Genomic DNA, 2,422 nt, shown 5'->3' with positions numbered 1-2,422 from the left:
CAAGCAAGGTGCCGGATGCGCCGGCGCGCACCGCGCCCGCCGTCGCGGCAGTACCCGACGAGGCGCAGGCGCTGCTCGCGCGGCAGATGGCTGCCAGCGCCTCCACGCTCGACGAGCTGCGTCAGCACATGGCGGCCTTCGACGGCTGCAATCTCAAATTCACCGCTAAAAACCTGGTCTTCGCGGACGGCAATCCCAATGCCGAGCTGATGCTGGTTGGCGAAGCGCCGGGCCGCGATGAGGACCTCGAAGGCCTGCCCTTCGTCGGCCGCTCCGGGCGCCTGCTCGACCGCATGCTGGCGGCAATCGGCCTCGACCGCACGTCGGCCTATATCGCCAATGTCATCCCCTGGCGGCCGCCGGGAAATCGCACGCCGACGCCGCACGAGACCGAGATCTGCCGGCCGTTCATCGAAAGGCAGATCGAGTTGGTCAATCCGAAGCTGCTGGTCAGTCTCGGCGGCCCCTCGGCCAAGACCTTGCTCAACACCACCGAGGGTATTCTTCGATTGCGCGGCAACTGGCGCACGCATACGACCGCGTCCGGCACCATCATTCCCGCCATGCCGACGCTGCATCCGGCCTATCTGTTGCGGACGCCGGCGCACAAGAAGCTGGCCTGGCGGGATTTTCTGGAGGTGAAGGCGAAGCTGAAGGCGTTGGAGTGAAACACCCCTTCCCCCTTGGGGGAGATGGCACCATAACCTCCGGGGTAATTGAATTACTCCCCTGGCCGCCTTAGTCCTTCCCACATGACAACATCCGAAACCTCCGCCGGGAGCCTCATCCGCGAATGGCGCACGCGCCGGCGCATGAGCCAGCTCGATCTTGCCATGGAGGCCGAGATCTCGCAGCGGCATCTCTCCTTCGTCGAGAGCGGCCGGGCCCAGCCCTCGCGCGAGATGGTGCTGCACTTGGCCGAGCAGCTTTCAATCCCGCTGCGGCAGCGCAACCAGCTGCTGCTCGCTGCGGGTTTCGCGCCGAGTTTCAGCGAGAAGCCGCTCTCCGATGCGTCGCTGGCACCGGCGATGGCGGCGGTGGAAACCGTGCTCCGGGGCCACGAGCCCTTTCCGGCGCTGGCCGTGGACCGGCACTGGAACCTTATCTCGGCCAATGCGGCGATCGGCCCATTCCTGGCCGATGTTTCCGAACCATCGCTGCTTGCGCCACCGGTCAATGTGCTGCGGCTCAGCCTGCATCCCGGCGGCGTTGCGCCGCGCATCGTCAACCTAGCCGAATGGCGCGCGCATCTGCTCGAACGGCTGAGGCATCAGAACGACGCCATTGGCGACCCCGTGCTGATCGAGCTGGAACAGGAGTTGCGCGCCTATCCTTCCGGGCTGAAGAGCGGACGGCCGGCCCAGATCGAGCCGAGCGGCATCGTGCACCCCCTCCGGCTCGCGCATGGCGATCAGGTGCTCTCCTTCATCAGCACGATCACCGTCTTCGGCACACCGCTCGATGTCACATTGTCGGAACTGGCGATCGAATCCTTTTTCCCGGCCGACGAGCAGACGCGGTCGACGTTGGTGCGGCTGGCGAAGGAGCGTGCCGAGCGGTCTTGATCACCCCTGCGGCGGCGTCGCCCTCCTCGTTCGCGTGCGTTCAAGCCCAAGTTGCCGTTCGCGCCATATGATGAAGATGCCGGCCGCCACCACGATCAGACCGCCGGCCAGCGTGTTGAGCGACGCGACATCGCCGAACACCAGATAGCCGACCACGACGCCGAGGATCATCGAGCTGTATTCGAACGGCGCCACGACGGAGGCCTCGGCGTGGCGGTAGGCCGCCGTCATCAGGATTTGGCCGAGCCCGCCGCAAAAGCCGGCGACAACCAGGAGGGCTGCCTGCACCGGCGTCAGCGGCTGCCAGCCGAAGGGCAATGTCAGCAGGGAGAGCACGCTCGCCGTCGACGAGAACCAGAGCACGATGGTCGCCGTCTTCTCGGTCTGGACGAGGTTGCGGACCAAGAGCATGGCGATGGCCGAGATCGCCGCCGCGGCGAAGGCGGCGATGACCCCCAATACCTCCTGGTCACCGAGCGCCGCGCCAGAGCGCAGCAGCGTCAGCTTCGGCCAGGAGATGAGAAGCACACCGACAAGACCGATGGCGACAGCGCTCCAGCGGTAGACACGGATCGCTTCGCCAAGGAAGATCGACGAGAACACCACCACCAGCAGGGGCTGGGCATAGTTCAGCGTGATCGCCTCGGGAAGCGGCAGCCTGGTCAGCGCGAAGAAACCGAGCCCCATGGCGCCGACGCCGACGATACCGCGCGCGACGTGGTTGAACGGCCGTTTCGTGGCGAATGCGGTGGCCAGCTGTCGCTTGGATGCCAGGAAGGCGATGATCGGGAAGATGGCAAAGAAGGAGCGAAAGAAGACGATCTGGCCGGCGGGCACGTCGCCGGCCGCCTTGATGC

The 2,422-nt window shown here is 66.0% G+C and carries 3 protein-coding genes; 2 read left to right on the top strand and 1 reads right to left on the bottom strand.

Features of this window, described 5'->3' with window-relative positions; genetic code table 11:
* Both EN742_RS31975 and EN742_RS31970 read left to right on the top strand, forming a co-directional pair.
* The coding region (locus EN742_RS31975) for a uracil-DNA glycosylase (RefSeq protein WP_148670405.1) at positions 1-668 on the top strand (668 nt) is incomplete at its 5' end.
* A gap of 84 nt (positions 669-752) precedes the next feature.
* Complete coding sequence (locus tag EN742_RS31970; protein WP_126055752.1) at positions 753-1,565, top strand: helix-turn-helix transcriptional regulator; 813 nt, start codon at positions 753-755, stop codon at positions 1,563-1,565.
* Here EN742_RS31970 and EN742_RS31965 read toward each other — a convergent pair whose 3' ends face one another.
* Positions 1,566-2,420: a DMT family transporter gene (locus EN742_RS31965; protein ID WP_245492445.1), complete on the bottom strand. Its 855-nt coding sequence runs from the start codon at positions 2,418-2,420 to the stop codon at positions 1,566-1,568.
* Between the last annotated feature and the right edge of the window lie 2 nt (positions 2,421-2,422).

Origin of the sequence: Mesorhizobium sp. M4A.F.Ca.ET.020.02.1.1 (assembly GCF_004022645.1) — a bacterium.
GTDB lineage: Bacteria > Pseudomonadota > Alphaproteobacteria > Rhizobiales > Rhizobiaceae > Mesorhizobium.
The sequence above is the reverse complement of the archived record's forward strand: the minus strand, read 5'-3'. Positions and strand labels throughout refer to the sequence as shown.

Coding starts and splice junctions, on each gene's coding strand:
- EN742_RS31970 (WP_126055752.1), top strand. CDS start 753: ATGACAACATCCGAAACCTCCGCCGGGAGCCTCATCCGCGAATGGCGC.